At 61.5% G+C, this 25,012-nt stretch carries 18 protein-coding genes, 1 tRNA gene and 2 pseudogenes; 14 read left to right on the forward strand and 7 right to left on the reverse strand.

Features of this window, described 5'->3' with window-relative positions:
• The 4 genes from BGK68_RS10555 to trxA form a co-directional block, all read right to left on the reverse strand.
• Entirely contained in the window at positions 1 to 1,725 is a 1,725-nt protein-coding gene (locus tag BGK68_RS10555) for an ArnT family glycosyltransferase (protein ID WP_075259778.1), read from the reverse strand.
• 234 nt (positions 1,726 to 1,959) lie between these two features.
• Positions 1,960 to 2,229 carry a type B 50S ribosomal protein L31 gene (locus tag BGK68_RS10560; protein ID WP_008325780.1) on the reverse strand — a complete coding sequence of 90 codons (270 nt, stop codon included), beginning with the start codon at positions 2,227 to 2,229 and terminating at the stop codon, positions 1,960 to 1,962.
• 274 nt (positions 2,230 to 2,503) lie between these two features.
• Positions 2,504 to 3,766: a transcription termination factor Rho gene (gene rho, locus BGK68_RS10565; RefSeq protein ID WP_008325783.1), complete on the reverse strand. Its 1,263-nt coding sequence runs from the start codon at positions 3,764 to 3,766 to the stop codon at positions 2,504 to 2,506.
• A gap of 131 nt (positions 3,767 to 3,897) precedes the next feature.
• Complete coding sequence (gene trxA / locus BGK68_RS10570) at positions 3,898 to 4,224, reverse strand: thioredoxin TrxA (protein WP_075257062.1); 327 nt, start codon at positions 4,222 to 4,224, stop codon at positions 3,898 to 3,900.
• A 446-nt stretch (positions 4,225 to 4,670) separates the two neighbouring features.
• Between trxA and BGK68_RS10575 the strand changes: the two genes are divergently transcribed.
• The 9 genes from BGK68_RS10575 to BGK68_RS10615 all read left to right on the forward strand — a co-directional run bounded on the left by BGK68_RS10575 (position 4,671) and on the right by BGK68_RS10615 (position 18,476).
• Positions 4,671 to 7,460, forward strand: coding sequence for a PD-(D/E)XK nuclease family protein (locus tag BGK68_RS10575; protein ID WP_075257063.1), 2,790 nt, complete (start codon positions 4,671 to 4,673; stop codon positions 7,458 to 7,460).
• Entirely contained in the window at positions 7,457 to 10,942 is a 3,486-nt protein-coding gene (locus BGK68_RS10580) for a UvrD-helicase domain-containing protein (RefSeq protein WP_198937186.1), read from the forward strand. The genes BGK68_RS10575 and BGK68_RS10580 overlap by 4 nt, the downstream gene beginning before the upstream one ends.
• 357 nt (positions 10,943 to 11,299) lie before the next feature.
• Positions 11,300 to 12,508 carry a cation:proton antiporter gene (locus BGK68_RS10585; protein ID WP_075257065.1) on the forward strand — a complete coding sequence of 403 codons (1,209 nt, stop codon included), beginning with the start codon at positions 11,300 to 11,302 and terminating at the stop codon, positions 12,506 to 12,508.
• Positions 12,505 to 13,734 carry a YbdK family carboxylate-amine ligase gene (locus BGK68_RS10590; RefSeq protein WP_075257066.1) on the forward strand — a complete coding sequence of 410 codons (1,230 nt, stop codon included), beginning with the start codon at positions 12,505 to 12,507 and terminating at the stop codon, positions 13,732 to 13,734. The genes BGK68_RS10585 and BGK68_RS10590 overlap by 4 nt, the downstream gene beginning before the upstream one ends.
• Before the next feature lie 196 nt (positions 13,735 to 13,930).
• On the forward strand, positions 13,931 to 15,139 hold the full coding sequence (locus tag BGK68_RS10595; RefSeq protein ID WP_075257067.1) for a BaiN/RdsA family NAD(P)/FAD-dependent oxidoreductase: 1,209 nt from the start codon (positions 13,931 to 13,933) through the stop codon (positions 15,137 to 15,139).
• Between the two features lie 189 nt (positions 15,140 to 15,328).
• Entirely contained in the window at positions 15,329 to 15,541 is a 213-nt protein-coding gene (rpsU, locus tag BGK68_RS10600; RefSeq protein WP_006462949.1) for a 30S ribosomal protein S21, read from the forward strand.
• A gap of 297 nt (positions 15,542 to 15,838) precedes the next feature.
• Positions 15,839 to 16,285: a GatB/YqeY domain-containing protein gene (locus BGK68_RS10605; protein ID WP_075257068.1), complete on the forward strand. Its 447-nt coding sequence runs from the start codon at positions 15,839 to 15,841 to the stop codon at positions 16,283 to 16,285.
• Positions 16,286 to 16,334: 49 nt separating this feature from the next.
• On the forward strand, positions 16,335 to 18,131 hold the full coding sequence (gene dnaG / locus BGK68_RS10610) for a DNA primase (protein WP_075257069.1): 1,797 nt from the start codon (positions 16,335 to 16,337) through the stop codon (positions 18,129 to 18,131).
• Between the two features lie 54 nt (positions 18,132 to 18,185).
• Positions 18,186 to 18,476 (forward strand): hypothetical protein, encoded by a 291-nt coding sequence (locus tag BGK68_RS10615; RefSeq protein WP_143433016.1) that lies wholly within the window; start codon positions 18,186 to 18,188, stop codon positions 18,474 to 18,476.
• Positions 18,477 to 18,613: 137 nt separating this feature from the next.
• Here the strand turns inward: BGK68_RS10615 and BGK68_RS28290 are convergent, their stop codons facing one another.
• The gene (locus tag BGK68_RS28290) at positions 18,614 to 18,844 is read right to left on the reverse strand and encodes a hypothetical protein (protein ID WP_231944428.1); all 231 of its coding nucleotides are present in this window, start codon (positions 18,842 to 18,844) and stop codon (positions 18,614 to 18,616) included.
• Positions 18,845 to 18,959: 115 nt separating this feature from the next.
• Here BGK68_RS28290 and rpoD point away from each other — a divergent pair, with 115 nt between their 5' ends.
• The 3 genes from rpoD (at position 18,960) to BGK68_RS27440 (ending at position 22,797) form a co-directional block, all read left to right on the forward strand.
• Positions 18,960 to 21,185 carry an RNA polymerase sigma factor RpoD gene (gene rpoD, locus BGK68_RS10620; RefSeq protein WP_233149289.1) on the forward strand — a complete coding sequence of 742 codons (2,226 nt, stop codon included), beginning with the start codon at positions 18,960 to 18,962 and terminating at the stop codon, positions 21,183 to 21,185.
• Positions 21,186 to 21,240: 55 nt separating this feature from the next.
• Positions 21,241 to 21,319: transfer RNA gene (locus BGK68_RS10625), tRNA-Ile, on the forward strand.
• A 1,271-nt stretch (positions 21,320 to 22,590) separates the two neighbouring features.
• Entirely contained in the window at positions 22,591 to 22,797 is a 207-nt protein-coding gene (locus BGK68_RS27440; protein ID WP_143433017.1) for a hypothetical protein, read from the forward strand.
• Between the two features lie 380 nt (positions 22,798 to 23,177).
• On the opposite strand, the pseudogene BGK68_RS28670 reads toward BGK68_RS27440, so the two are convergent.
• Positions 23,178 to 23,432: pseudogene (locus tag BGK68_RS28670) on the reverse strand (IS3 family transposase); the annotation flags it as partial.
• Positions 23,433 to 23,497: 65 nt separating this feature from the next.
• Positions 23,498 to 23,674 (reverse strand): annotated as a pseudogene (locus BGK68_RS28675) (IS3 family transposase); the annotation flags it as partial.
• A 249-nt stretch (positions 23,675 to 23,923) separates the two neighbouring features.
• Between BGK68_RS28675 and BGK68_RS27445 the strand changes: the two are divergent.
• Both BGK68_RS27445 and BGK68_RS10640 read left to right on the forward strand, forming a co-directional pair.
• Positions 23,924 to 24,373, forward strand: a complete 450-nt coding sequence (locus tag BGK68_RS27445) for a permease (RefSeq protein ID WP_143433018.1) — start codon at positions 23,924 to 23,926, stop codon at positions 24,371 to 24,373.
• On the forward strand, positions 24,283 to 25,002 hold the full coding sequence (locus BGK68_RS10640; protein ID WP_075257073.1) for an amino acid permease: 720 nt from the start codon (positions 24,283 to 24,285) through the stop codon (positions 25,000 to 25,002). Before BGK68_RS27445 ends, BGK68_RS10640 begins: the two co-directional genes overlap by 91 nt.
• Positions 25,003 to 25,012 lie beyond the last annotated feature (10 nt).

Here is a 25,012-nt window from a genome sequence, read left to right on the forward strand (position 1 = left end):
TCAGTCTTTGCTGCGGCGATAGAGGCGGAAGCGCTCGTCGCGGTCAGAGGGGCGGCGGCCTTCCCAGACCATGCGCCAGGCGCCGGGATACTGGCGCAGCATCAGCGCCGCGTCCTGGTTGCTGATGTCATCCTGCAGCAGCAGGTAGTCGCAGCGCTGGCCGTGCTCATCGGCAAAGCGCACATTGCCGAAGTAGGCGAACGAGGCGCGCTGGGCCGGGCCGACATTGGTCTGCACGCACTGCTTGACCGAGCCCAGCCTGGACTCGATCTGCTCGGCCACGCCCGCATAGCTCTTGCCATAGTTGACCCAGGGCAGCCACAAGGTCATCAGCAACACCCAGCACAGGATCACACCGCCCGAGGACAGCACCACGGCGCGCCACAGCACCGAGGGACGGCGCGAGATGCGCCAGTGGACCACGACGATCCAGGCAATGGTGGCGGCGATGGCGATGGCCAGCGAGATCCACGCAAAGCCCGGCTTGAAGCCCGGCGCCAGCTTGTAGGCATTGCGCGCGATCTGCGCGGGCCAGCCGGTTTCCTTGGCGATCCAGCCGATCCAGATGAAGGCCGCCGACGTGGTCAGGGTCATCACCGAGAACCAGTCCACTGCATTGATGGCGCCGCGCTTCATGGTCGGCAGGCCGAAGGCCGCCAGGATCGCCAGCGCCGGCAGCAGCGGCAGCAGCATGCCTTCTTCGCGGTGGATGTTCATCAGCACCAGCAGCGTGATGGGGATCAGGAAGGCCAGCGGCAGGGCGATATGCAGCGACCCCAGCTGGCGTCGCCAGGCGTATAGTGCCCATCCCGCAAAGGGCCAGGCCGGCCAGGCGAACCAGACGCCGTACTTGCCCAGGAAGGCCAGCGTGGCCAGGGTGGGGACGTTCAACTGGTAGGTGTTCCAGCTCATCCAGAGTTCGAACTGGCCGGCGGCCTCACTGGGGATCAGCGTATGCAGCGCCAGCAGCCAGGCCGCGCAGATGAGCAGCGCCAGCGGCAGGGCCAGGCCCAGCACCAGCGCCGCGGCGCGACCGTCCTTGCGCAGCGCCGTCAGCAGCACCAGCGCCAGCAGCACGCCCACCGGCAGCAGCCAGCCATAGGTCAGCACCAGCATGCCCAGCGCCAGACCCAGGCCCAGCGCGTGGCGCACGCGATGCGCATCGAACACCCGCGCTGCGCCATACATGGCGTAGGCGACCAGGGCGATCTGCAAGGTCTTGGGGCTGGTCTCGTGGCTATGCAGCAGCAGGCCGAGGAAACCGAGATAGATCAGGAAGGCGCCATCGGCCAGGGTGCGGCCGAAGTCCTTGGGCTCGGGCTGGCCGCCAAAGGCCAGCTTGAGCGGCTGCGCCTCGGGACGACGGCCCAGCAGGTAGGTGGTGTACCAGATCGAGAGCGAACCGACCAGGAAGCAGCCGATGGTGGAGATGCGCGCGGCCAGCGGATCGCCGAGTAGCCAGCCGAAGAGCTGGATGCAGACGGCGCCGAACCAGTAGGCCAGCGGACTTTCCGCCGGCAGCGGGAGTCCGGCCACATTGGGTGTGAGCCAGTCGGCCAGGTTGCCATGGGCCATGGTCCACATGATGCCGAAGCTGGTGGCATCCTCGTTCTTCCAGGGATCGCGGCCGATCAGGCCGGGCAGGATGTAGAGGAGGGCGAGCGCAAGCAGGGCCATGCGCGGGAGCGCGTTGGTCGCTGCGGCAGGAAGACGGACTGGCTTCATCAAGATCTTGTTGCTCTTGTTCTGGACTGCGGGGTTGGGTGGTCTTGCTTGCCGTGCGGGCTGGCTGCGCGGCATCGCTCGGGAGGGCGATTTCCGGTGTTATTTTTTTGCAGGCCCTATTGTGCAGGAATTCACCATAAATAGTTGTTTCTGAGTGCGACAGCAGGTGCGTCAGGACAAGACGGGCCAAACAAAAAAGGCAGCCGGAGCTGCCTTTTTTGAGGGAAGTACAGATTACGCCTTCGAGACAGCAGTCTTCGAACCGACGGAACCGAACTTCTGGCGGAACTTCTCGACGCGGCCAGCGGTGTCGACGATCTTGTGCTTGCCGGTGTAGAACGGGTGCGATTCGGACGACACTTCGATCTTCACCAGGGGATATTGCTTGCCTTCGAACTCAGCGGTTTCGCGAGTGCCGATGGTGGAGCGGGTGATGAACTTGAAGTCGTTCGACATGTCGTGGAACAGGACTTCGCGGTAATCCGGGTGGATGCCTTCTTTCATGATTGCCTCAAGAGTAGTTTGGTAGCCAATCGCCACTTCGTCGGTCGCCTTGCTTCTTGACCCGATTGATGATCACTTGCCGGTTTGGAAAAGTCCGAAATTATACAGTGGAATCAGGGGCTTGGGTCAAGGCGGGGCGCTCCCCGACGGCGGGCGGCGTGGTTTTTCAGTTGAAAATGCAGCGCCATTGTTGCCGCCAGGTCAATAAAAAACGGCATGCCCGGTGAGGGGACATGCCGTTTGCGGTCCTGCCAGGCACACTGAAGTGCAATGCTTAGTTGCCGCGACGCATCATGTCGAAGAACTCGGCGTTGTTCTTGGTGGACTTCATCTTGTCGAGGATGAATTCCATCGCCTCGATCTCATCCATGTCGTACATGAGCTTGCGCAGCACCCAGATCTTCTGCAGCTGGTCCGGCTTGATCAACAGCTCTTCGCGGCGGGTGCCGGACTTGGAGAGGTTGATGGCGGGGTAGACGCGCTTCTCGGCCAGGCGGCGTTCGAGGTGCACTTCCATGTTGCCGGTGCCCTTGAATTCTTCGTAGATCACGTCATCCATGCGCGAGCCGGTTTCGATCAGGGCCGTGGCGATGATGGTCAGCGAGCCGCCTTCTTCGACGTTGCGGGCCGCACCGAAGAAACGCTTCGGGCGTTGCAGCGCGTTGGCGTCCACACCGCCGGTGAGCACCTTGCCGGAGGCCGGGATCACGGTGTTGTAGGCGCGCGCCAGACGGGTGATCGAGTCCAGCAGAATGACCACGTCCTTCTTCATTTCGACTAAGCGCTTGGCCTTTTCCAGCACCATCTCGGCGACCTGCACGTGACGCGTGGCCGGTTCGTCGAAGGTGGAGGCGACCACTTCGCCGCGCACCGAGCGCTGCATTTCGGTCACTTCTTCCGGCCGTTCGTCGATGAGCAGCACGATCATCACGGTATCCGGATGATTGGTGGTGATGGCGTGAGCGATGTGTTGCAGCATCACCGACTTGCCCGACTTGGGCGAAGCCACCAGCAGGCCGCGCTGGCCGCGGCCGACCGGGGCGATCAGGTCGATGATGCGGCCGGTGATGTTTTCCTCGCCGCGCATGTCGCGCTCAAGCTGCAGGAGCTTGTTGGGGTGCAGCGGCGTGAGGTTTTCAAACAGGATGCGGTGCTTGGAGGCTTCCGGCGGTTCGCCGTTGACCTTGTCGACCTTGACCAGGGCGAAATAGCGCTCGCCGTCCTTGGGCGTGCGCACTTCACCTTCGATGGAATCGCCGGTGTGCAGGTTGAAACGGCGGATCTGCGAAGGCGAGATGTAGATGTCGTCGGTGGACGCCATGTAGCTGGCGTCGGGCGAGCGCAGGAAGCCGAAGCCGTCAGGCAACACTTCGAGGGCGCCATCGCCAAAAATCTGTTCTCCTGATTTTGCGCGCTTCTTCAGGATGGCAAACATCAGCTCCTGTTTGCGCAGGCGCGCAGCATTCTCGATGTCCAGGCTGATGGCCATTTCCAGCAAGGCAGAGACGTGCATCGCTTTTAGTTCTGATAAGTGCATATGAGTGTCCCGGGACGGGATAAGTAAAGGTGGGGGAGGGAGTTGCGTGGTGTGGATCTAGGATAAAGCCAGGCACCGTGTGCCGGGCGGACGGCAGCGCGAGCGCGCCGCCGTCGGATGTTACATCAGAATCAGATGTTGCTGTCGATGAACGAGACCAGTTGGCCCTTGGCCAGTGCGCCCACCTTCTGGGCGGCAGCAGCGCCGTTCTTGAACAGGATCAGGGTCGGGATGCCACGGATGCCGAACTTGGCCGGGATGGCCTGGTTGGCGTCCACATCCAGCTTGGCGATCTGCAGCTTGCCGTCGTATTCCTTGGCGACTTCTTCCAGGATCGGGGCGATGGCCTTGCAGGGACCGCACCATTCGGCCCAGAAATCGACCAGGACGGGTTTGTCGGACTTGAGCACGTCGGCTTCGAAGGAGGCGTCAGAAATATGTTTGATGATGTCGCTCATGGCATTTCCTCGGATGGAGGCTGTGTATAAGTGGTCAGTAAATAATTAGCGCCGGTGGACAATACCGTATTGCCTGGCGTGAGCCATCAACGCTTCCGGAGTTGCTAGGTCTACGTGGAGTCGTTGCGCGCCGATTCAAGTTGTTTTGAAGCGCGGCAGGAGTAAGCGGCGGGGTACAGGGGCAATCATAACCCATTTTCGGCGAATGTGTAGATGGCGCGGGGACAGCCTGTTGTCGCGCGTCATCAGCCGGCGTATCAGGCGTACGGACGAGGCGGGAAGCGGCTTTGCCGGCCATCCATGGCCAAAAAAGGCGGCAGCGTCGCACGCGCCTGGCATACAATGCGCAGCAGTTTTACCTCTGTTTTTCCTTGTGGCTGATTGAAAAAATCTCTTGAGCTCAGAGAAAAATACAATCAGCCCCCCGCATTGAGGCCCGAGAACGCATGCTGTCCGCGACCGTACCGATTCCCCCTTCGCCCGATTTCTGGCAGCAGGCCGTGCGCCAGTTGCTGCATCCGGGGCAGCCGCTGGGCCAGGCCTTGCAAGCGCAGGCGGGCGCGGCGCTGGATTTCTCGGGTGTGCAGTTGATGGTGCCGGCGTTCTCGCATGCGCAGAATTTCAAGGCCGCGTTGAGCCGCGAATTACGCCGTCCCTATATCGCGCCGCGCATCAATACCCTCTCGGGCCTGTTGGCCATGCAGCCGCCCGGCGAGGACGCGCCACCTTCCGAGAGCGAGCGGCTCATGCAGCTCTATGCGCAATTGCGCGAGCACGGCTGGCTCAAGAAGATGTTTTCGGCGCGCCGCAATGCCGACCTGCTGCCCTTGGCGCATACCCTGCTGGACCTGTCCGATGAGCTGACCCTGGCGCTGCTACCGGAGATCCGCGCCAGCGCCGCCGGTGCAGACGCCATCGCTGGCCGCTGGACGCAGGCGCTGGCGCAACTGCTGGCGCCGCTGGCGCCGTCGGCGCACGCCATGTTGTCCGAAGAAGCGGCGCTGGTCTGGCAGATCTGGAAGATCCAGCTGGATGCGCGCGACCGCATCGTGCAGCGTTTCGACGCCATGCTGGACCTGGCCGCACGCGCCAGCCTGCCGCTGATCTGGGTCAGCCCGACCGAGCCGGAACCGCTGGATGCGGCCTTCCTGGCCGCCTATGCGCAGCACCAGCCGGTGCGCATCGTCACGCTGGACTGGAGCCGTGCGGCCATGGCGCCGTTGTATCCGCTCTACCTGTTGGCCTGGGGCGAGCTGGTGCGCGAGGATGAGGGTCTGGCGCCGGCCTACGAAGAGTTCGCCGCATCCGCGCCATCCGAACTGTCCGAAGCATCCGCTGCTGCTGCACCAGGCGCCTTGCCCTTGCTCTGCCCGGCGAGCGACCTGGAGAACGCCGCCGTACAGAGCGCCCAGATCGTGTTGCGCTGGCTGGAGCAGGGCAAGAACGAGATCGCCATCGTGGCGCAGGACCGGGTCACCGCGCGCCGCCTGCGCGCCTTGCTGGAACGCGCCCAGGTGTCGGTGGCCGACGAGACCGGCTGGAAGCTCTCCACCACCCGCGCCGCCGCCGCGCTGGCGGCCTGGAACGACCTGGTCTCGGCGCGCGGCGAGACCAATGCCTTGCTCGATTTGTTGAAGTCGCCCTTCGTCTTCCCCGCCGACCCCGGTCGCGCCGATCGCGTCATGCGTATCGAAGCGCGATTGCGCCGCGCCAATATCGCCGGCGACTGGCAGGCGCTACAGACCGCCTTTGCCGACGCCAGTGATCCGGATGACCTGCAATGCATCCTCACCCTGGCGCGCCAGGCGGCTCGCTTCGGCGGTCGCAAGACGCTCTCGCAATGGTGCGAGACCCAGCGCAGGCTGTGCGAAGCGCTGGGCATGGATGCGGCCCTGCGCGAAGATGGCGCGGGCCAGCAGTGTCTGCTGATGCTCGATGAGATTGCCGCCGAGCAGGGCGCCTTGCAGGATCAGTTCTCTTTTGCCGAGTGGCGGGCGCTGCTCAACCTGCGGCTGGACGCCACCTCCTACATGCCGCCCATCAAGGACCGCCGGGTCGTGATGCTGCCGCTCAACGGCGCGCGCCTGCGCCGCTTCGATGCGGTGCTGGTCATCGGCGCGGATGCCGCCCACCTGCCGTCTCCGCCGCAGGAAACCCTGTTCTTCTCCAACGCCGTGCGGCGCGAGCTGAACCTGGCCACCCGCGCCACACGCCAGCGCCAGCAGTTACGTGACCTGGTTGAATTGCTGTGCATAAATCCGGAAGTGGTGTTGTGCTGGCAGACCCACCAGGATGGCGAACCCAATCCGGTCAGTCCGTGGATTGAACGACTGGAACTGAAACTGGCGCAGCAGGGCGCGGCGCCCTTGCAGCGGCTGGAGTTGCCGCCGCCCGTGAAGCAGTTGCGCGCGCTGCTCTCCTGCATGCCAGCGCCGAGTGCGCCAGACCTGTTGCCGTCAAGGCTGTCGGCCAGCGGCTTCGGCAGTTTCCTGGCTTGTCCGTATCAGTTCTTCGCCCAGCGCATGCTGCGCGTGGCCGTCATGGACGAACTCTCGGACATGCCCGAGAAGCGCGACTACGGCAGCTGGCTGCACGAAATCCTCTACAAGTATCACGCCCACCTGCGCGACAACGACACGCCCTTGCCGGCCCGTGCGCCGCTGCTGGCGCAGTTCTCGGAAGAGGTGTTCCAGCGCGAGATGCAGCGCCATCCGGCCGCGCTGGCCTTCCATGCACGTTGGCAGAAGGTGATGCCGGCCTATCTGCTGTGGGCCAATGAACGCGAAGCCGAGGGCTGGCAGTTCGCCTTCGGTGAAGAGTCGCAATCGCAGGCCTTGCAGTGGAGTGATGGCGGCATCGAATTGTATGGCCGCCTCGACCGCGTGGACCGCAATGAGCAGGGCCAGCGCGCCCTGCTCGATTACAAGACCCGCAGCGCCGCCAGCCTCAGGCAGAAGGTCAAGGAAGACGATGATCACCAACTGGCCTTCTATGGCCTGCTGGCGGGTGGCGCGATCGAACATGCCCACTATGTGGCCCTCGAATTGGGCCCGGACAAGAAGACCGGCGACGCCGCCGCCCCCGATTTCGGCCGCAGACAGAAGATGCTCCAGCAACAGATCACCACCACCATGCAAGCCGTGGCGCACGGCGCGGCGCTGCCGGCCAACGGCATCGAATCGGTCTGCCAGTATTGCGAGATGCGCGGCCTGTGCCGCAAGGGAGCCTGGCTGTGAGCGCCGCCGACCGAGCACCAGCGGCCTATGAGGTCAATGGCCAGGCGGTCGACGCGGCAGTCTTCACGCGCGCCGCCTGCGATCCGCGCCATTCGGTGGTGGTGGAAGCCTGCGCCGGCAGCGGCAAGACCTGGCTGCTGGTGGCGCGCATGCTGCGCTTGCTGCTGGCCGGGGCGCAGGCGCCGGAACTGCTGGCTATCACCTTCACCCGCAAGGCCGCACAGGAAATGCGCGAGCGGCTGCTCGAACTGCTGCATGAACTGGCGCTGGCTGACGAAGCTGGTGCAGCGGCCTTGTTGCGCGAACGCGGCGTGGCCGAGCCCGATCTGCCACGCCTCCTACCGTTGGCGCGGGGCTTGTATGAGCGCATCCTCTCCGCCGAGCAGAGCCTGTCCATCGACACTTTCCATAGCTGGTTTGCGCGCCTGTTGCAGATCGCGCCGCTGGCCTCGGGCGTGCCGCACGGCTACACCCTGACGGAAAAGAATGGCGAACTGCTCGATGAAGCCTATCGCCGCTTCATGCAAAAGTTGCGCGAACCCGAGGGCGTGCACATCAAGGTAGCGCTGCTGGAACTCTATGAGCTGGCCGGCGACTTCAATGCGCGTCAGTTGCTCGATGCCTTCATCGACAAGCGCGCCGAGTGGTGGGCTGCCACCCAGGACGATGGCCAAGATGGCGAGGAGGGCGAGGAGGCGCAAGATGAACACGCAGCACCAGCCCCGCTGCGCTGGCTGCAAGCGCTGTGCGGCGCGGACGCGCAACGTGACGCCCGGCTGTCGCTGTGGGATGAGCACGCGCTGATGGCGCGCGCCCGCCAGTTGGCGCTCCTGCTGGGGCAGGGCGGCAGCGCCAACCAGGCGCGCGCCGTGGCCATCGAATCGGCATTGACGGCAGGCCCGGCGCTGGAACATTTCGATGCACTCTACAGCCAGTTCTTTGACGACAAGGACAAGCCGCGCAAGAACGGCAAGGTCAAGTCGCTGCTGGCGGCCCTGGTGCGGCACTTCGAGGCCAGCGAGGACGCTGCACTCACCGCCTTCGAAGCGGAGTTCAACGCCGTCGGCGAGGCGCTGCGCAAGCTGCAGGGGCGCAGCAAGGAAAGGGACGTGCTGCAACTCAATGCCGCGCTCTTTACCGCCGGCCGCGCCTACCTGGCCTGCTACCAGGAAGTGAAGGCCGAGCAGCGCGTGCTGGACTTCGCCGATCTGGAATGGCAGGCCTATCGCCTCTTGCGCAACGAGGCCAGCGCAGCCTACCTGCAGACCCGGCTGGATGCGCGCTACAAGCACATCCTGCTGGACGAGTTCCAGGACACCAACCCGCTGCAATGGTGCATCGTGCGCTGCTGGCTCGATGCCTATGGCGGCGATGCGGCGCAGCCCAGCGTGTTCGTGGTGGGCGATCCCAAGCAATCGATCTATCGCTTCCGTCGCGCCGAGCCACGGGTGTTCGTAGCTGCACGCGAGATGTTGCGCGCCCAGGGCGCAGCCATCCTGCGCGCCAACCAGACCCGCCGCAATGCCACCGCCGTGGTCGATGTGCTCAATCGCTCATTCGTCATGGGCGGCAATCCGCTGTTCGCCCAGCAGACCACGCTAGGCCTTGCTGGAGGCGAGGTCTGGCGCTTGCCGCTGGCGCGGCCGGACGATGGTGCAGAAAACGTCAGCAGCGCTGCAGCCGATGAGGCCAGCACCGCAGCGGAAGGCGAGCAGGAAATCATCCCCTGGCGCAATCCGCTGACCACGCCACGCGGCGAAGAGGATGATGCGCGCCGCCTGCTGGAAGGGCAGGCGTTGGCGCAGGCCCTGCTCAAGGCGTATCGCGAAGTGCCGGTGGTCGAGGGCAAGGGGGCGCGGTCCATGCGCTGGGGCGACATCATGCTGCTGGTGCGCAAGCGCACGCACCTGGCCGCCTATGAGAGCGCCTTGCGCGCCGCCGGCATTCCATTCATCTCCGACAAGCGCGGCGGCCTGCTCGAATCGCTGGAGATTGCCGACCTGATCGCGCTGCTGACTTTCCTCATCACGCCCAACGATACGCGCGCGCTGGCCCATGTATTGAAGAGTCCCATCATCAGCGCCACGGATGACGATCTGGTGCAGATCGCCCGGCGCGCCGCGCAGGCCGAGGGCGGCCACTGGTGGCGGCAGCTGCAGGCCATGCAGCAGGAAGGCGCGGCCTCGGCCGCCCTGGTGCGCGCCGTGACGCTGTTGCAGCGCTGGCTGCTGGCCGCGCCCCACCTGCCGGTGCATGACCTGCTGGATATGATCCTGCACCAGGGCGAACTGGTGGCGCGCTATGCGCAACATGCCTCGCCGCTCACGCGCAGCCAGACCCTGGGCAATATCGCCGCCTTCGTCGAGCTGTCGCTGAACATGGATGCGGGGCGGTATCCCAGCTTGCCCAAGTTCATCGATGCACTGCGCATCTTGCAGCGCAGCGCCGGCGGCGATGCCCCGGACGAGGCCAGCGTGGACGCCAGCGCCGACGCCGTGCGCATCCTGACCGTGCACAGCGCCAAGGGCCTGGAAGCGCCGGTGGTGGCGATCCTCGACGCCAATCACAGCGATTCGGTGGAAGACAACCTGGGCATCCTCTGCGCCTGGCCCCAGGATGAAGATGCGCCCACGCACTTCTCCGCCTTTGGCCGCCGCAGCGAACGCGGTTGCGCGCGCGATCCTCTGTTCGAGGAAGAAGAAGCGCTGCGCACCCAGGAAGACTGGAACCTGCTCTACGTGGCCATCACCCGCGCCAAGCAATTGCTGCTGGTGTCCGGCGTGGCTGGCACGCGCGGTGCGGGCGAGGGCGGCGTGGTGCAGGGCAGCTGGTACCAGCGGCTTTTTGCCAGCGATGCGCCGGTGCGCGAGATCAGCGAAGAAGCCGTCCACGGCGCCGATGCGGCGACCATCGAAGAGAACTTCTCGCTGCCGCTATTCGATCCCAAGCCACTACCGATGTCGCTCTTTGGCGCGCCCGCCGGTGACCCGGAAGACGCGGTGCCTGGCATCGCCGCAGATGGCGCCCTGGTCAGCACCGACGCCATCGATGAAGGGGTGGCCCTGCATGCCCTGCTGGAACGGCTGACCCATGGCAATGTCTGGCCGCTGCGTGTGCCATCGGCCAGCGTGCTGGTGCGCTGGCTGGGTATTTCTGCAGAGATGGCGCAGGTGGTCCATGCCCAGGCCCGTGAAGTGCTGGCGCAGCCGCAGCTGGAACGCTTCTTCAATCCGGCCCTGCATCGCTGGGCGCGCAATGAGATGGAGATCGTCACGCCCAATGGCCTCATGCGCCTGGATCGCGTGGTCATGTTCGACGATGAACTCTGGGTAATCGATTACAAGCGCCGCCTGCTCGACAGCGAGCGCGCCGACTATGCTGCGCAGCTGGGACGTTATCGCAGCGCCCTCATGTCGGTGTTTTCTGACAAGCAAATCAGGTCTGCGCTGATTACTGCAGAGGGCGCGCTCATAGAGCATTGAGGCTCCCCCAACTTCCTTCTTCAACTCCATGCGCTGCGGATAAATTCCAGAAATTCAAAAACATCAGATCAGGAAATTAAAAAGATTCCGTTGTAATTTAAAGAAGACGCATCGCGAAGAGTCATGACGCGTCGGGAAGAATGAACGAGCCAGTGACACCATCGGACAGCAAGGATTTCGGCATCGCCGGTTTTCTTCATCCCGATTTGTGAGTACACTCGACCCCGACCTCGCCGGGTAGTCACGCATCGCATCGCCGATCTCGCCACCCGGACTCACGCGATCCACGCAGGCGGCTCTGGGCATGGCCCATGTCCTGCGCGGTTTCAACAACCTAATCGTTACACAGGAGGAGATATGGAGTGGGCTCTTCCGTCTTTCACGCTCGCACAGACGCTGCAATGGAATGCCTTGCTGGTATTCGGCGGCTTGCTGCTGTTCGGGCTGATCGCGGGCTACGTAGTTTCCAAGTCCCCATGGGTGCCACGCATCACGGGTTATCTGCTGGTCGGTTTCCTGCTCGGATCCGGCGGTTTCAATCTGCTCTCTGGTGAAGTCCTCAAGGTCACCAACATCTTTGCTGACATCGCTGTCGCGCTGGTGGTCTATCAGTTGGGCCGCTATGTCGACATCGGCTGGCTGCGCCGCGAAAAATGGCTGATGATCACGGTGGCCGTCTCGGCGGTGCTGTGCTTCGGCTTCGTCAGCATTGCGCTGACCTGGTTCGGCACCGATTCGGTGATGGCCCTGCTGGGCGGCGTGATGGCCATTGCCACGGCACCAGCGGTGGTGCTGGTGGTGCTGCGCGACCTCAAGGCTGAAGGCCAGGTCACGCGCCGCCTAGCCGCCATGACGGCGCTCAACAACTTCGTCGCCGTGCTGGCTGCCTATGCCTTGCTGCCGGTGATTGCGCACGAGGCCGGCACGCCGGTCTGGACGCTGATCCAGCACACCCTCTATTCGCTGGTGGGCTCGGCCATCCTGGCCTACCTCACCTACTGGCTGATGATGCCGCTGGCGCGCCTGCTGGGCCGCGAGAACAGTTCGCAGTTCGTGCTGGTGATCTCGGTGATTGCGCTGGCCATCGGTGTGGCGCATGCCCTGCATCTGCCGGTGATGCTGACCATGCTGATCTTCGCCATCCTCTCCAAGAACCTGGATCGCCAGTTCGACCTGATGGAACTGGAGTTCGGCGTGGCCAACGAGTTGTTCGTGGTGATGCTCTTCGTCACCGTGGGCGCATCGATGAAGCTGTCGGACCTGGGCCTGTTGGGCTTCTCGGTGCTGATCCTGATTGCCGCGCGCTTCCTGGCCATGGGCCTGGGGATCTTCCTCTTTGCGCGCTTTGCACGCATGAACTGGCGCCAGGCGGGCTTGCTGACCCTGGGCACCTTGCCCATGACTGAAATCGGCGTGGGCCTCATGCAGACCGTGTCGTCACTGTATCCGCACACCACGGCCAATGTCTTGCCGCTGCTGGCCGGCAGCATGGTGGTCCTGGAATTCCTGGGCCCGGTGGCCACGCAGTTTGCCCTGATCAAATCTGGAGAGAGTGGACGCGAATGAATACCGAGACACTGATCCGCAATGAACATGACAGCCCCGCCAGCAGCGCCCATGTGGCCGGCCCGCAGGGCAGCGCCGGCATCCTGCCGTTCGGTTCTTCCACGCCCTTCACCATGGGCATCGAACTGGAACTGCAACTGGTCAACCGGCGCAATTACAACCTGGCCAGCGATGCGGTGGACCTGCTGAACTGGATCGAGCCGCGCGATCTGCAAAAGCAGATCAAGCTGGAAATGACGCAGGGGATGATCGAGCTGAACTCGGGCATCCATACCCGCGTCGATGAACTGATCGAAGAGTTGAAGGGCTTGCGCGCCGCCTTGAACAAGGGCGCGCAATATCTCAACATCGACGTCTCCGGCGGCGGCGCGCACCCCTTCCAGCACTGGAACGAGCAACGCATCACGCCCAGCGAACGCTTCCATTACCTGCACGAGAAGTATGGCTACCTGGCCAAGACCTTTACCGTGTTCGGCCAGCACATCCACATCGGCGTGGAGAACGGCGATGATGCACTCTATCTGACCCACGGCTTCTCGCGCTACGTGCCGCACTTCATCGCACTGTCGGCGGCTTCGCCGTTCTACCAGGGCGCCGATACCAAGTTCGATTCCTCGCGCAGCAACGTGGTGCGCGCCTTCCCTTTGTCGGGAACCGCGCCGGTGCATACCAAGTGGGCCGAGTTCGAGACTTACTACGATGAACTGCTGCAGATGGGCATCATCGCCAGCATGAAGGATTTCTATTGGGACATCCGCCCCAAGCCCGAATACGGCACCGTGGAAATCCGCGTCTGCGATACCCCGCTGACCATCGAGCATGCCGCCCACCTGGGCGCCTATGCGCAATTGCTGGCGCGCTGGATACTGACGGAGCGGCCTTTCGTGCTGGCCGATGATTTCTACCTGCTCTACCAGTACAACCGTTTCGAAGCCAGCCGTTTCGGCCTCAATGGCCAACTGGCCTTGCATGGCGCCACGCCCTCGCAATCGCGCAAGCTGCCCATCTATGAGCACCTGTTGCAGCAATTGCAGTTGCTGGAGCCCTATGTGGCCAACGAGGCCGAGCAGCAGACCATTCTGCGCCTGCGCCGCATGGCGCATGACCGCCTCTCCGATGCTGGCTGGCTGCGCCAGATGTTCACGCAGCGTGGTTCGCTCAACGACATGATGCGGCTGTCCTCGGAATTGTGGATGGGCGTGGAACCGCCGCCGTATTTCCAGTGAGCGCCCACCAGGTTCACGGGTCCAAAGCTTGAGGCTTGGCTTTCCGGGCGATTGCAGAGCGCAAGGGAAGTCAGGAGGAAGAAGGCAGGAGGCTGGCGTCGCGAGATGCCAGCCTCTTGTCTTTTGGGGTGGGTATCGCGGACAATCACGGCTTTGAAGCGGCCTCGGGCTGCACCGAATGCGTGCCGGAGGAAGCATGAGCAAGACCAATCCCAATCATTTTGATGTTGCCATCATCGGCGCCGGCGCGGCCGGCATGATGTGCGCCGCCGTGGCCGGCCAGCGCGGCCGGCGCGTGGTGCTGATCGATCACGCCGGCAAGCTGGCCGAGAAGATCCGCATTTCCGGCGGTGGCCGCTGCAATTTCACCAACGTGGGCGCGGGTCCGCAGCACTACCTGTCGCAGAATCCCCATTTCTGCCGCAGCGCCTTGTCGCGCTACACGCCACAGGACTTCATCGGGCTGGTCAAGCGCCACCGCATCGGTTTCCATGAAAAGCACAAGGGCCAGCTGTTCTGCGACGATTCCGCCGAAGACATCATCGCCATGCTCAAGGCCGAATGCGACGCCGGCAACGTCAGCTGGCGCATGCCCTGCACGGTGCAGGAGGTCGGCAAGAGCGGCGAGCACTTCCGCATCGCCACCAGTGCCGGCGAGGTCCAGGCGGCCAGCCTGGTGATTGCGACCGGCGGCCTGTCCATTCCCAAGATCGGCGCGACCGATTTCGCCTATCGAATCGCCCGCCAGTTCGACCTCAAGCTGGTCGAGACGCGTCCCGGCCTGGTGCCGCTGACTTTCGATGGCAAGGCCTGGCAGTCACTGACCGAGTTGGCCGGCATTGCGCTGGAGGTGGAAGTGGAGACGGGGGCGAAGAAGGAGCGCGGGCATTTCCTCGAAGACTTGCTGTTCACCCATCGCGGCCTATCCGGGCCGGCCATCCTGCAGATTTCCAGTTACTGGAAGCCGGGCACGCCGCTGACCCTGAACCTGCTGCCGCAACTGGACGTGGCCGAGACGCTCATCGACGGCAAGGGGACCATCAAGAAGAACCTCGGCAACATCCTGGCGCAGTGGCTGCCCAATCGCCTGGCGGAGGGCTGGCTCAAGATCAATGGCTTCGATGCCGGCGCGCGCATCGCCGACATGCCCGACAAGTCACTCAAGAAACTGGGTGATTCCCTCAACCGCTGGGTGATCCTGCCCAGCGGTTCCGAGGGGTACCGCAAGGCCGAGGTCACCCTGGGCGGGGTGGATACCCGCGAGCTGTCGCAACAGACCATGATGGCCAACAAGGTGCCGGGCCTGCATTTCATCGGGGAGGCCATGGACGTGACCGGCTGGCTGGGCGGCTACAACTTCCAGTGGGCCTGGGCCTCCGGTGTGGCGGCGGGTTCGGCGGTGTGAGGGATTTTTCCTCCGGCAGCCCTTGACTTCAGGTGAATCATCATCTTGACTGTGATAAGTGCCTGATTCTTATCCCTTTTTTACCGCAGGGGTGGAAAAAATGCCACGTTTGGCCTTCCAATCGGGTGTCAGTGCTGCTACAATCGCTTTCTTTGCTAATCCAACCTAACCTTTCTGGTTTGAATTTACATGACCACTATTCGCGTTAAAGAGAACGAGCCGTTCGAAGTTGCAATGCGTCGCTTCAAGCGCACCATCGAGAAGACCGGTCTGCTGACCGAACTGCGCGCACGCGAGTTCTACGAAAAGCCGACCGCTGAGCGCAAGCGCAAGCTGGCTGCTGCCGTGAAGCGTCATTACAAGCGCATCCGCAGCCAACAGCTGCCCAAGAAGCTGTACTAAGAATTCCACGCCGCGCATTCGTGCGGCCGATGTGTAAACCCGCTCCGGTGTTGGTCCGCAGCGGGTTTTCGCATTTATCTCCGGCGTCATCCCCGGCGTCGCTGCGGACCAGGGTGCTTTCCTGGTTTTTCCTCTTTAGAGCCCCATATGAAGGAAAAAGCAGCGATCCGGACTGGCGATAAGCCCATCCATGTTCTACGATCCTAAGACCAGACCGCGTGATTGCCGTCTGGAATACTGGATGCGGGATGGCGCCAGATCGCAGAATACTCATCCACCTCATCTTCGGAGTACCCCATGGGTTTGAAAGAGCAGATCACGGAAGACATGAAGGCCGCCATGCGCGCCAAGGACACGGGCAAGCTGGGCACCATCCGCCTCTTGACCGCCGCGATGAAGCAGAAGGAAGTCGATGAACGGGTCGAGCTGACCGACGCCCACGTGCTGGCCATCATCGACAAGATGGTCAAGCAGCGCAAGGATTCCATCTCCCAGTTCGAAGCCGGCGGCCGCCAGGACCTGGCCGATGTCGAGAAGGCCGAACTGGCCGTGCTCTCCACCTACATGCCTGCCAGCCTCTCGGACGACGAGATCAAGGCCGAGGTGCAGGCGGCCGTGGCCGCCACGGGCGCTGCCGGTCCGCAGGACATGGGCAAGGTCATGGGCGTGTTGAAGCCCAAGCTGGCCGGGCGCGCCGACATGACGGCCGTGTCCGCGCTGGTCAAGGCCGCGCTGGCGTCCTGAGCCGCGTCTTCATGGCATTGCGCCTAGCCCCGACAGTTCAGATACCCAGGTGATTCCTCAGTCGTTCATCCAGGACCTGCTCAACCGCGTCGACATCGTCGACGTGGTGGGACGCTACGTGCAATTGAAGAAGGGCGGGGCCAATTTCATGGGCCTGTGCCCCTTCCACAACGAAAAGTCGCCCAGCTTCACCGTCAGCCCCACCAAGCAGTTCTATCACTGCTTCGGCTGTGGCGCGCACGGTACGGCGATCAGTTTCCTGATCGAATATTCCGGCATGGGCTTCGTCGAAGCCGTCAAGGACCTGGCCCAGAACGTGGGCATGGTGGTCCCCGAGCGCGAAGACAGCATTCCCCTGGCGCAGCGCCAGGAGAAGCAGGCCAAGAGCATGGCCCTGTCGGACGTGATGACGCGCGCCAACGATTTCTATCGTCACCAGCTGCGCAGCGCCCAGCCGGCCATCGCCTACCTCAAGGGACGCGGGCTGACCGGCGAGATCGCCGCCCGCTTCGGGCTGGGCTATTCACCCGATGAGTGGGACAGCCTGCGCCAGGTCTTCCCCGACTACGACAACGAAGCCCTGGTCGAGTCCGGTCTGGTGATCGACAAGAGCGAGGAGGGCGGCGCTCATCGCAAGCGCTATGACCGCTTCCGTGGGCGCATCATGTTCCCCATCCGCAATACCAAGGGCCAGGTGATCGGTTTTGGCGGGCGGGTGATGGATGGCGGCGAGCCCAAGTACTTGAACTCGCCCGAAACGCCGCTATTTCAAAAGGGTAGCGAGCTGTACGGCCTGTTCGAGGCGCGCCAGGCCATCCGCGAAGCCGGCTATGCGCTGGTGACCGAAGGCTACATGGATGTGGTGGCGCTGGCCCAACTGGGCTTTCCGCAGGCGGTGGCCACGCTGGGAACGGCGTGTACGCCGATCCACGTGCAGAAGCTGGTGAGGCAGACCGACCAGGTGATCTTCAGTTTCGATGGCGACAATGCCGGCCGCCGCGCCGCCCGCCGCGCGCTGGAAGCCTGCCTGCCGCACGCCTCCGACAACAAGACCATCAAGTTCCTGTTCCTGCCCAAGGAGCATGACCCCGACAGTTACGTGCGCGAGATGGGCGCGCCGGCCTTTGAAGAGCAGATCCGCGAAGCGCTGCCGCTGTCGCAGTTCCTGCTGCGCGAGATCATCGGCGAGAACGACCTGCGCACGCCCGAAGGTCGCGCCCATGCGCAGTTCGCCGCCAAGCCGCTGCTGCAGGCGCTGCCCGCCTCGGCGCTGCGGCTGCAGATCGTGCGCAGCGTGGCCCAGGCCACGCAGTCCACGCCGGCTGAGCTGGAAGTTCTGTTCGAACTGGAAAAGCCGGTCGCCCGCGTGCGCGCCGCGCCAGCACGCAGCAAGCGCACCGCCCCGGTCGGGTTGGCGCGCCAGATCATGCGTCTGCTGGTGGCGCATCCGCAGCTGGCCGCAGACCTCGATGCCGGTGCGCTTGAAGCGATCGCCCGCATCGCCCCGGACCAGGCCGAGATGCTCACCCATCTGGTGGGGGCGGCCCAGAGCATGGGCGAACAAGCCAATTTCGCCGCCCTGGTCGAGCACCTGCGCGAGGGCGGCCCCGAATTCGATTCGATGATTGCCGAAATCGCCGCCGAATCGGAATCCGAATTTGATGTCGTGCGTGCAGAGATGGGTGGCGCCATCCGCCAGGCCCGGATACGCGCCCTCGATGAAGAGATGCAGATGCTGGTGACGTCCAATCTGCGCACCGAAGAAGATCGCAACCGCTACCGCGAACTGATGCAGCGCAAGGAATGGCTCAAGCGCCAGGCTGGTGCTGCTGCGGCGGCGGGTTGAATGAATGCTGCGTCTCCCCCGTGGGAGGCGCAAAAGGCGAGGATGGGGACCGCCATGGCGCGTGCGCAGCACATGCCGATGGCGGGGAAAGTGCAGGAGCGGATCGGCAAGGCGCCCGGAAGCGATGGCAAAGCGTTGCAATTTGCAGTCATTTGCCGTCCCGATGGGCTGCCGATGGCCGAATATCGCGGCTTGATCCGGGAGAAAAGGCCCCCATCTGTGCTATACTATAGGGCTTTAGTTCCGTCGGATGGCTCTTGCATCCTCATCCTGCGGCAACATGCATTTCATCCCGACGCCTGGGATGGAGTGACGGCAAGCAGCGTATCGCCTGCCGGATTGTGAATGGCAAGACTGCCTGCCTTCGCAATCGATGGGCCGCCTGGTAAAAAGGAACGTTGCGCGTGCAGCTGGAGTCTACCGGGAAACCGGAACCGGAGTTGCATCATTAGCATGACTTGATTGGCGCAATGAGTGAATTCTCAATTGGCAGTTGATTCTATGGCAAATGCAATGAAGAAACCCGCGAAAACTCCAGCAGCGTCGGCAAAGAGCAGCAAGACGGTGACGGCGGCAAAACCGACCGCCGCCGCCAGGCCCACCAAGGCGGTGGCCGCCAAATCGCCAGTCAAGGGGACAGCGAAGGCAGCCGATACCGTAAAAACCACGGCAAAGACTGCAGCAGCAGCGACGCCGAAAAAGACGGCAGTCAAGACAACTGCCGCCAAGCCGGCCCGCGCCGCAGCGCCCAAGGCGACTGCAACGCCAGCCAACAAGTTACCTCAAGCCGCCGAACAAGCGGTTTCTGTGAAAGCGACGAAGACTTCCGTGACCACCAAGAAACCCGAAACCAAGACCGCCAAGACCACCAGAGCAGCAAAGGTCGAAGGCAAGGACGTCAGCGCGACCGCCGCGTCGAGCGTAAGCCAAACCACTGATGCCGCTGCCCTGGCAGCCATCGACACTTCCGGCTATGTGCTGCCCAGCGTCAAGGTGCCGGGCCGCCGTGGCCGCAAGCCCAAGGAATTCCAGCCCGAGAGCGACGAAGTGGCGGCGCTCAACACCATCGAGCGCACTGAGTTGAAGGCCGCCGACAAGGCCAAGGCCAAGGACCGCAAGGCCAAGGAAAAGGCCCTGCTGAAAGACGCCTTCTCCTCCGACACCGAAGCCAGCGAAGAAGAGCTGGAACGCCGTCGCCAGAAGCTCAAGACCCTGATCAAGCTCGGCAAGGAGCGTGGTTTCCTGACCTTCTCGGAAATCAACGACCACCTGCCCGAGAACATCGTCGATCCCGAAGCCATCGAAGGCATCATCGGCACCTTCAGCGACATGGGCATCTCGGTCTACGAGCACGCCCCCGACGCCGAAACCCTGCTGCTGTCGGACAACGTGGCCAACGTCGCCAGCGATGACGACGCCGAAGCCGCTGCCGAAGCTGCACTGTCGACCGTGGACTCCGATTTCGGCCGCACCACCGACCCCGTGCGCATGTACATGCGCGAAATGGGCTCGGTCGAACTGCTGACCCGCGAAGGCGAAATCGAGATCGCCAAGCGTATCGAAGATGGCCTGAAGGACATGATCCAGGCCATCTCCGCCTGCCCGACCACGATCGCCGAGATCCTGGCCGCGGCTGAGCGCATCTCCAAGGACGAGATCAAGGTCGACGAGATCGTCGACGGCCTGGTCGATCCCAACGAGAGCGAGCAGCAGGTCGACGCCGCTGCTTCCGACTCCGATGAAGACGACGAGGACGAAGAAGAAGAGGAAGAAGACGAAGAAGAAGAGGAAAGCGAGAGCACCGGCTCTGGCGCCGCCGGCTTCTCCGCCGAACAGCTGGAACAGTTGAAGCGCGACGCGCTGGGCAAGTTCGCCGTCATCGGCACCCAGTTCGAGAACATGCGCAAGGCCTTCGAGAAGGAAGGCTACAACTCCAAGCCCTACGTCAAGGCGCAGGAAATCATTTCCAACGAGCTGCTGGGCATCCGCTTCACCGCCAAGATCGTCGAGAAGCTGTGCGACACCTTGCGTGCCCAGGTGGACGAAGTGCGCACCGTGGAACGCCAGATCCTGGACGTGGCCGTCAACAAGTGCAACATGCCGCGCGCTCACTTCATCAAGGTGTTCCCGGGCAATGAAGTGAACCTGGACTGGGTGGACGGCGAAGTGGCCGCCAACCATGACTACAGCGCCGTGCTGAGCCGCAACGTGCCGGCCATCAAGGAACTGCAGCAGAAGCTGATCGACCTGCAGGCCCGCGTGGTGCTGCCGCTGCAAGACCTGCGCGCGATCAACAAGAAGATGGGCGCCGGCGAGAAGAAGGCGCGCATGGCCAAGCGTGAAATGACCGAGGCCAACCTGCGTCTGGTGATCTCGATCGCCAAGAAGTACACCAACCGTGGCCTGCAGTTCCTGGACCTGATCCAGGAAGGCAACATCGGTCTGATGAAGGCAGTGGACAAGTTCGAATATCGTCGCGGCTACAAGTTCTCGACCTATGCGACCTGGTGGATCCGTCAGGCCATCACCCGCTCCATCGCTGACCAGGCGCGCACCATCCGTATTCCGGTGCACATGATCGAAACGATCAACAAGATGAACCGCATCTCGCGTCAGATCCTGCAGGAAACCGGCGCCGAGCCGGATCCCGCGACTCTGGCGATCAAGATGGAAATGCCGGAAGACAAGATCCGCAAGATCATGAAGATCGCCAAAGAACCGATCTCCATGGAAACGCCGATCGGTGACGACGACGATTCGCATCTGGGCGACTTCATCGAAGACAACAACACGCTGGCCCCGGCTGATGCGGCGTTGCACGCTTCGATGCGCAACGTGGTCAAGGACATCCTGGATTCCCTGACCCCGCGCGAAGCCAAGGTGCTGCGCATGCGTTTCGGCATCGAGATGTCGACCGACCATACGCTGGAAGAAGTGGGCAAGCAGTTCGACGTGACCCGCGAGCGCATCCGTCAGATCGAAGCCAAGGCCTTGCGCAAGCTGCGTCATCCGTCGCGCTCTGACAAGTTGAAGAGTTTCCTCGAAGGGAATTGATAGAAGGGCATCATCATCAGCCGGCGGAAATGTTAAAATCGCCGGCTGATTTTTTGGCCCCCTAGCTCATGCTTGGTTAGAGCAGCGGACTCATAATCCGTTGGTGCCGTGTTCGACTCACGGGGGGGCTACCATTAATTGAAAGGGTTGCAGACTAACGAGGTCTGCAACCCTTTTTTGTTTTTAACTCATGTAAGCTTTATGACTACCAGTACTGAAAAGGCTTTCAGCGAAAATCTCGCTGAAAGCCTTTTTCTTTTTTACGTGAGATTGCCAGAATATTGCCGGGTTTTTTGTTGGATCACCCTAGACCGCTTCGGACGAATTAGGTCGTTTGTGATCAAGCGCAGGCGCTACAACGCCTTAATTTCGCCGAAAGTAGCTGCTTAATTGCCCGGTTTATATAGCCGGGCGGATCGGGCGAGCTGGAAGATTTAATCGATCTAAGCTCTACTGTTCCAGATCAAATGGCAGCACCTCAAGGGTCAACTCGTTGCTGAAGTGGAATGGATCCAGTGGCTTTTGGAAGCTGTCAGTCTGTGGGTAGATCAATGCCATTTGAACATCAATGTGCCTAATAAGAGCACGGCATCTAAACACCAAACAATCTAAGGCACATATTGCAAGTAAAGCCAGTCGTATCTGATGCCATTCGCTTGTAATTCGACCCTTTGTCGCACCATATTTCCCTGTTGATGATCCAGCCAATACGAGTAGTCCGCAGCCCAATAGTATCCCGCGTGAAAAATGTACTGTTGCTGTGGCACGTTCGGTGCAGCTGTCGGCACTTGTGCATTATGCTGCGGCCCCACTTGCACGTGTGCTTGCGGTTGTGGCCCCTGTACCTGAGGTTGCGGCCCTATTGGCGCTGGTGCTTGCGGTTGCGGCCCCTGTACTTGAGGTTGAGGCCCTATTGGCGCTGGTGCTTGCGGTTGCGGCCCCTGTACTTGAGGTTGAGGCCCTATTGGCGCTGGTGCTTGCGGTTGCGGCCCCTGTACTTGAGGTTGAGGCCCTATTGGCGCTGGTGCTTGCGGTTGCGGCCCTATTGGCGCTAGTGCTTGCGGTTGTGGCCCCTGTACTTGAGGTTGCGGCCCTATTGGCGCTGGTGCTTGAGCGGGCTGTCCCAATTGCGCCTGTACGTTAGGTTGTGGTGCTTGCGCGGCAACGACCGCAGCTTGTTGCGCAGCGACTCGTTGCGCGCTTTCTGACCTAGTTTCCCTGACAAAACATGACGTGATCCCCCTCCCTTCGGTTGACCACACTAAACGAACGGTGCGACCTTGGTATGGCCTGTCGTATAGCCCATTTCCCCCACTTTGAGTCCAATCATAACGACCTGCTGCAGCAAATAGGGTCTGCGCAACAGTTCTTACGTTGGCTTCCGTAGTTATCCCGGGAAAATAATATGTCCATTCTGGAAGGTGTCGATCAAAGTGACATTGATCAGATTCAGCGTAAACTTGTCCTGCAGGCCCAACCTTTTGAACTATCCCTGCGTTACGCACTGCCTTACCAACATCAGTGGTCTGCAGTTGCAACGGCGAAACCACTTCTTTGGGTTTTAAGCTTAATCCGCCACCAACTAAGTGATGCATATCTTTTAACTGCTTAGCTCGATTACCGTTGTGAGCTAAGGCTTGCAGTGCATGCATATCTTTGCTTTGTTGACGTTGATCCAACTCTGCTGCGGAACCAATTATTTTCTCCTGGGTAACTGGCGACGGCTTGGTTAAAAATACATTGCCGTCCGCTCTATCAACACCTGTGCGCATGATCAGTTCCGATACAGATTGCATTGTGAATAAGATTTATTATCGTTTTTGCTGGTGCTGATACTAGCTTGATTTTAGTAAATGGTGGGATCTTGGGGGCACCCAAAGTAAGAAACAATATATCGAGGACTTATGTCCGAAAGGCCACAGAGCATCCCTACAGCAAGTGCCCAGTCATCTCTAGTTTGAACCACCTCGACTTTCGCGGAGGCTATTGGGTTTACGTTATGCCGGCATCGCAGTATTGCTGACAGCACCGGCTGTAGTAGTTTGCCTCAGCTTCTGCCGGAGGGATATAGCCGATAGACTCCAGCAGTCGATGATGGTTGAATCAAGCCACCCATTCGAGCGTGGCCAATTCGACAGATTCCCGGGTTTTCCAGGGAGGACGACGATGAATCAGGTCAGCTTTGTACAAGCCGTTGATGGTTTTGGCCAAGGCGATATCTTAGCTGCCGCCACGGCTGCCAACCGATCAATCTCTTTACCGTACTACGTGCGCTAGAGATGCCTTCGCGGTTCAGCTATCGCCACGACCACGACCTTGTCGGCACCGTACACACGCATGTTGGCGTGCCACACCCGGCTGATTTCAGCGCGCAGTACCGCATCACGCTGGCTGCGAGCACAGCACAATTGAGGGTTGTGCTGCCGTGCTGCATGACGCCGATATGCTGACGGGGCAACCTGCAATACCTTGCAGATCGGCTCGGCCCCGTGGGTATCCCGGTAGCTGTCGCTAACCGGCTACAAATTAACGACGCAGGTCAGCCAACATTCCCAATCCCCATCCATTTTTCGACCCACCGCTACCGCATGGACGCCTGTTAACAGTCAATGCTGCTGTCTTCTAACGGAGCGCAAAGACTGTTGGCGTCTGCCAAATTGCCAATTTTGGCTCACGGACCTGGCCAAGTAATTACTATCCTCTGCCGCATCTCAGTACCCCTGCCGTGGAGAGAATTCGTGAAGAAAACAGGGGATTTCACTAAAGCAACGCTGGCAGCCCACAGTGAAAACGCAGCATCGGCCCCAAAGCTCAATTGGCTATCGGTCGCAGGACTAGGGATTGCGTTTGCGATATCTGGCAGCTTCTCAGGATGGAATACCGGTCTAGCTGTTGGTGGGTGGGGAGGGATGTTTATCGCGTCCCTCACCATGGCCACCTTCTATGTTTGTTTGACTCAATGCGTTGCTGAACTTGCTGCAGCACATCCTAGCGACGCAACGGGAATGGATTCTTACGCCGGCATCGGGCTGGGTATTGCTAGACGCTTCTTCTCCGGTGCATCTATCGCAGTTTCTGTGGGATTTGCTGTCGGCGCATGTACCTCATTCATCGCTGCTTACTGCCAATCTGTGTTCGGCTTTGGCGGATTTGCAGCAAAAGCTACATTGCTTGTCGCTCTCATCTGAGCTCAATTACGAGGCGCAAAGGGGCGACTTCTCTCACCACCTTGGGCGGTGTCATCTCCTTTCTCGTCCTCACCCTCTTCTGCGGCGTAATGGTCACACACCTTTCCTGGTCGTCACTTCCGGCGATAAGCAATCCAGCTAACCCTTTTCTTCCCCAAGGATTAGCTGGCGCTGCTCAAGCGATCCCCTACGCATTGTTCATGTTTCTTGGCGTTGAACAAGCGGCCAATGCCGCAGGCGATATGCACGCGCCAATGAAAAACCTTCCCAAGGCTCTCTTTTTGGCCGTAGGGACAGTCTTGCTTATCGGACTTTCGGTACTGCTGTTTTCATCTGCAGGCGATATCACGGCAGTTGCTGCCGCAGACGGCAATCCGCTCTATGTTGCGATTACGAAAATCGGCGCAGGAGAGCACCATCCATGGCTGACGAGTGCTATTGGAATCGGTTCGATTATTGCGCTTCTTTCGACGGTTTTCTCGCTGATTTATGCATCGTCGAGGCAAATCTTCTCCTTAGCCTTGGGCGGTTTGCTGCTCAATGCGATCCTCACTTTTGTAGAGACGAGACTGGTGAATTGGATTCGCCGAAAGGGGAGGCGGGGCGTCATGTTCGCCAGAAGCAGCTAGTGAATCCAAT

Source organism: Herbaspirillum camelliae (assembly GCF_001929405.1).
In the GTDB taxonomy this organism is placed as follows: Bacteria; Pseudomonadota; Gammaproteobacteria; order Burkholderiales; family Burkholderiaceae_D; genus Herbaspirillum; species Herbaspirillum seropedicae.